Source organism: Streptomyces soli (genome assembly GCF_003999195.1).
GTDB classification, from domain to species: Bacteria; Actinomycetota; Actinomycetes; order Streptomycetales; family Streptomycetaceae; genus Actinacidiphila; species Actinacidiphila soli.
Genome location: NZ_RJVR01000348.1, coordinates 1 through 5,408, shown reverse-complemented (window position 1 = coordinate 5,408; position 5,408 = coordinate 1). Strand labels below are relative to the sequence as shown.

Below are 5,408 nucleotides of genomic sequence, written 5' to 3'. Positions count from 1 at the left end.
CGGTGGGGGCCCCTCCCAGCGTCTAGCTGGGGGACTGCGGCGACCGACGACAACGCCGCCAGGCGAGAGCCATCGGCACGCGACGCCCCCCGCCTATTTGCGCGGCCTAAGGCCAAGGAGGTGGCTGGTGTTTCGCCGGTGGTGGTTCCTGGGGTTGGTGCGGGGTGGCGGTGCGGTGTCCGAACGTCGCCCGGCGGACCGGAGATTGTCCAAGGAACAACAAGAGCTGGTACTGCGCGAGTGGGAGGTACTGCGGGAGCGGCTGCAGGGCTACGCATCGGCGCGGGTGGCCGACGTAGGGGATGTGCTGCGCGACGCGGAACTCCAGCCGGCCGGGCCGACCACGCAGAGCACGGTGCGCCGGAACTACGAGTGGGCGCTGGAGGCGTACGAGGCAGCGGGGAAACTGCTCGACGAGGCGGCGGATCTGCCGGACCTGGCGGCAGCGGTGATACTGGCCGAGCGTGCGGTCGAGCGCTTCGCGGCGGCTCAGGCCATGAGCGCTGGGCGGCGGGTGCGGCCGCCGGTGACCCGGTGTTTCTACAATCCCCTGCACGGGGCACAGCAGCCGACACCCCGGAAAACCAACCGGCCGACCCGCAGGATCGGCCGACGGGAGGCCGCAGCGGAGCGGAGGCCTGCCTGCGAGTCCTGCCGCCGAGCGATCCTGGCAGGGCAAATGCCCGACGTCCTCCCCGCGTTGATGCCGGTCAAGGCGTCACGACGGCGGACGGTTCGGGTTTTCGTGCCGTATTACGTGCTGCCCCAGCAGTGGTCGCTGTGGTCGGCGACCGCGTGCGGGGCGTACGGACGATTCGCCGGGCCTGGTGCTGCGCGGCGAGCACCGGCGCCGTACGCCGGAGATCCCCAGGTGAGCGGCGGACGCAGGCTCACAGACCCCAGCCGCGGCACAATTCGCCGAAGGCGTCGTGGAATTCGGGGAAGGTCTTCTTCACGCAGCCCGGCTCGTCGAAGGTGACGCCGCCGGGGATGCGGAGGCCGGCGACGGCGAAGCTCATGGCGATGCGGTGGTCGCCGTGGCAGGCGATCTCGGTGGAGGCTGGAGTGCCGGGGTGGATCTCGATCCAGTCGTGGCCGGTGTCGACGCGGATGCCCTGGCGGCGGAGGTTGGAGGCGCAGGCCTCGAGCCGGTCGCACTCCTTCACCCGCGTGTTGTAGACGTCCTCGATGCGGACCGGGCCGTCGGCGAAGGGCGCGATGGAGGCGAGGGTGGGCATGGTGTCGGAGATGTCGCGCATGGCGGCCGTGACGCCGGACAGGCGGCCCGTGCCGGAAACCGTGGTGGCGTCGGGGCGGATGTCGACGCGGGCGCCCATGCGCTCGAGGACGTCCACGAAGCGCAGGTCGCCCTGGAGGGCGTCGGTGCCGAGGCCGGGGACGGTGATCTCGCGGCCGGTGAGGGCGGCGGCGGCGAAGAAGTAGCTCGCGGTGGAGGCGTCGGGCTCGATGTCGTACGTGGTGGCGCGGTAGCCGCCGGGCGGGACTGACAGCGTGTCGCCGTCCCGTACGACGTCGACGCCGAAGCGGCGCATCATCGCGAGGGTGATCTCGACGTAGGGCGCCGAGACGAGCCCGGTGACACGGATGCGCAGGCCCTCGGCGGTCAGCGGGCCGGTGAGGAGGAGGGCGGTGAGGAACTGGGAGGAGAGGCTGGCGTCGAGTTCGATCTCGCCGCCCTTGATGCCGTCGGCGACGACGGTGAGCGGGAGGTGTCCCTCGGCCTCCTCGTGCCGGATGTCCACGCCGAGCGTGCGCAGGGCCTGGGCCAGGGGCGCCACGGGGCGGCGGCGCATCTGCGGGGAGGCGTCGAAGCGGAAGGTGCCGTGGCCGGCGGCCGCGAGGCCGGGCAGGAAGCGGGCGACGGTGGCCCCGTCGCGGCAGTAGACGTCGGCCGCGGCGGCCGCGGGCCCGGCCGGGCGGCCGGTGATGCGCCACTCGGCGGGGCCGGGCTCGACGTCGTAGCCGAGGGCGGTCAGGCCCTGGGCGAAGGCCTCGGTGTCGTCGGAGACCAGCGGCCGCCGCAGGACGGTGGTCCCTTCGGCGGCCGCTGCCAGGAACAGCGCCCTGTTCGTGATCGACTTCGACCCCGGGACGGCGACTACGGACACGGGTGGACCTCCGGCGGTGCTGGTGGGACGTACCCGGGCATCCAATCACGATGCCGGAGCGGGGGCCGTGACGTTCCGCACGGTGGCCCCGCTGCGCCCCCTCCCCCGGCCGCCGCCAGGCCATCTCCGCCAGCACGGCCGCGCCCGCCGGCAGCGCGGCGTCATCGAACATCGCGTACGGGGAGTGGTTGCCGAGGATGACGGCGAAGAAACCCCCGCGAGGGCGCCGGACAGGCTGCGGAGGATGTGGGAGATGCCCCGATCCCGGTGTGCTCGGCGGGGGCGGGGCAGGGGGGCCGGTGCTTGCCTAGGGTGCGGGCGTGAAGCGGATGGGGAGAGCGCGGACGCCGCGCATCAGCAGGCCGGGGAGCCAGTCGAGTCGCGCCGGGTCAGTGTCGAGTTCCAGGGTAGCGGTGCGCTCAAGGAACGAGCGGACCACGATCCGCCCCTCCATGCGGGCCAGCGGTGCGCCGAGGCAGTAGTGCAGGCCGTGGCCGAAGGCGAGATGGCCGCGGGGGTCGCGGCGGATGTCGAAGCGGTCGGGATCGTCGAAGCGCTGTGGGTCGCGGTCGGCGGAGGCCAGGGCGACCAGGACGACCTCGCGGGCCGGGATGACGGTGCCGGCGAGGTCGACGGGCTCGGCGGTGAAGCGGTAGGTGGAGGTCTCGACCGGGCCGTCGTAGCGGAGCATCTCCTCGACGGCGCCGTCGATAAGGCTCATGTCGGCGCGGAGGGCGGCCAGTTGGTCGGGATGGTCGAGCAGGGCGCGTACGCCGTTGGAGATCAGGTTGACCGTGGTCTCGTGCCCGGCGATCAGGAGCAGGAAGGCCATGCCGGTCAGCTCGGAACGGGACAGCCGGTCGCCGTCCTCGGCGGTGGTGCGGATGAGCGCGCTCATCAGGTCGTCGCCGGGCGAGCAGCGCTTGTCCTCGATCAGTTCGTTGAGATACGCGGACAGCTCCACGAACGCCGTGCGCTCGGCCTCCGGGGTGGTGGGCGCCACCGCCTCGTTCGACCAGTTGCGGAAGGCCTCCCGGTCCAGGTCGGGCACGCCGAGCAGCTCGCAGATCACGGTGATGGGCAGTGGGTAGGCGAGCGCGTTCACGAGGTCGGCCCGGCCGTCCGGGGCGGCCAGCATCGCGTCGAGCAGCTCGTCGGTGACCCCCTGGACCCGCGGGCCCAGGGCCTCGACCCGGCGCATGGTGAACTCCCTGGCGACGAGCTTGCGCAGCCGGGTGTGATCGGGCGGGTCGGAGTTCAGCATGTGTACGCCGAGCAGCTCTTCCTCGTACGAGTCCCAGCCCATCAGCCGGAAGTTCTTCACCAGGCGCGGGTCGGCGAGCGCGGCGCGGGCCTCCTCGTGGCCGACCACGAGCCACAGCTCACCCCCGTCGGGCGTGCGCACACGGTGCAGCGGGCCCTGGGCGCGCAGCTTGGCGTAGACCGGGTATGGGTCGGCAGTGAAATCGTCGCCGTAGACCGCCAAATCCACCGTTTCCATCCCAGCACCGTAACTCCGTGGGCCGGGCGGCCGCGTCAGTCTTGCGGACGATCGCCGGACGCGGCCTCCTCCAGACGGCCGAGAAGATCCCCCACCCGCTTGACGACGACATCCCGGTCCCCGTCGGCCAGCGCGGCGCCCATGCCGCACGCGGCGGCACCGGCGGCTATCCACTCGGGGGCGTCCTCGAGGGTGACCCCGCCGGTCGGCAGCAGCGCGGCCTGCGGGAGGGCGGCCCGTACGTCCCTGATCCAGCCGGGGCCGTGGGCGGAGGCGGGGAAGAGCTTGAGGGCATCGGCGCCCAACTCCAGGGCACGGACGACCTCGGTGGGGGTGCTGACGCCGGGGAAGACCGGAATGCCGTAGCGGTGGCCGGTACGGATGACCTCTTCGTCCAGGCTCGGGGAGGCCAGGAAGCGGGCGCCCGCGTCGACGGCCGTCCGGGCGGAGGCGGCGTCGAGGACGGTGCCGGCGCCGATGATCGCGTCGTCGCCCACCTCGCGCACGAGAGTCGTGACGGCCTCGAGGGCGAAGGGCGTGGTGAGCGATATCTCGATGGTCGTGAGTCCGGCGGAGAGCAGACCGTCGGCCGCCGCGGCGGCCTGGTCGTAGCTCTCCTTGCGGACGATGGCGAAGACCCGCTGGGCCATTGCGGCCCGGGTGATCTCCCAGCGGTACACGGCGGATCGCCGTCCTTCCTTGAGGTCCCCCCGGCCCGGAGGCTGGGGGAGGTCGGTCTTCAGCTGCTGAAGCGTGGTCAGGGTCTCAGCGGTGCACGGAGTCCGTCCCGTGCGCGAAAGCGGCGAGCGCGCGGTCGCGGCCCGCGGCCCTGGGCAGTCCCGCGGTGTCGGTGGGCGTCTGCACGACCAGGGTCGCGACGGTGGCCGCCTCGGCCAGCGCCCGCTGCGGCGGCAGCCCGCACAGCCAGGCCGACAGCGAGCCGGGCGCGAAGGCGTCCCCCGCGCCCACCGGATCGGCGACCGGCACGCGAAGGGCTGCTGCGTCCAGCGCCCTTGGGCGGTGACCGCGCAGGCCGACTGGTCGGCCCGCTTGATCACGACAGCTCTCGCCCCGCCCGCTATCAGGTCGTCGGCGGCATCGTCCGCCTCATGGTTGATCAGCAACTCCAACTCATCGGCGCCCGCGAACACCAGGTCTGCCTCCGCCGGCAACTGCCCGACGGTCTGCCCCCATTGGACGCCGCGCCGCCGAGCTTGTGCCGCATCTTGAGGTCGAACGGCACCGCGAGGCTGTCCCGCAGTAGCAGCCCCGTCGGCGCCTGCGGATCCACCTCCGCGTACGACACGTCGACCCCGTCCGCCCCCAACTCACTCAGCACCGCCTCACCGACCATCGCCGCCTCCCCGTGCGCCCCCGCGCCCTCCCCGTTCGGCCCTCGCACCACAAACGCTATCTGCTGCCACCGACAACGGGGGGCCGAGAGCGCAAAAGAGCCGCTGCCGCCGTGCGACCGCCGCGGATGCCGCAAACCGGCCCCAGGGATGCCGGAGTCGGCGCGGCGCCGCCGTTTCCGGGGCGTCCGGGATGTCAGGTTACAGGAAACTGCGCCCCGGATTGGTGGGCCATCAGGCTGAATCGGGCGAATTCCGGTTTCATTTCGGGCGGGTCGGGTGTCGTCCGGGAAGACGCGGACCGTACAACGGCAGCAGAACTGTGCCGTGAAATCCTGAGGATCAGGAGCAAGCGTGAAAACAATCGTCCAGGCGGGCGTCGCCGCCTCCGGCGCCTTCGGCCTGGTTATGGCCGCGGGCGGGGCG

5 protein-coding genes are annotated in these 5,408 nt (G+C 72.4%); all 5 read right to left on the bottom strand.

The genetic code is table 11. The features are described 5' to 3' along the window. Positions 1–890: 890 nt before the first annotated feature. A complete protein-coding gene (gene aroA / locus EFK10_RS42530; protein WP_127360991.1) occupies positions 891–2,129 on the bottom strand; it encodes a 3-phosphoshikimate 1-carboxyvinyltransferase in 1,239 nt (412 codons plus the stop codon). Positions 2,130–2,436: 307 nt separating this feature from the next. After that, entirely contained in the window at positions 2,437–3,630 is a 1,194-nt protein-coding gene (locus EFK10_RS42525) for a cytochrome P450 family protein (protein ID WP_127360990.1), read from the bottom strand. Between the two features lie 35 nt (positions 3,631–3,665). Then, entirely contained in the window at positions 3,666–4,310 is a 645-nt protein-coding gene (locus EFK10_RS42520) for a bifunctional 4-hydroxy-2-oxoglutarate aldolase/2-dehydro-3-deoxy-phosphogluconate aldolase (protein WP_127360989.1), read from the bottom strand. An 85-nt stretch (positions 4,311–4,395) separates the two neighbouring features. Further along, positions 4,396–4,617, bottom strand: coding sequence for a PfkB family carbohydrate kinase (locus EFK10_RS51540; protein ID WP_240677816.1), 222 nt, complete (start codon positions 4,615–4,617; stop codon positions 4,396–4,398). 130 nt (positions 4,618–4,747) lie between these two features. After that, positions 4,748–5,032: a hypothetical protein gene (locus EFK10_RS51535; RefSeq protein WP_240677815.1), complete on the bottom strand. Its 285-nt coding sequence runs from the start codon at positions 5,030–5,032 to the stop codon at positions 4,748–4,750. Between the last annotated feature and the right edge of the window lie 376 nt (positions 5,033–5,408).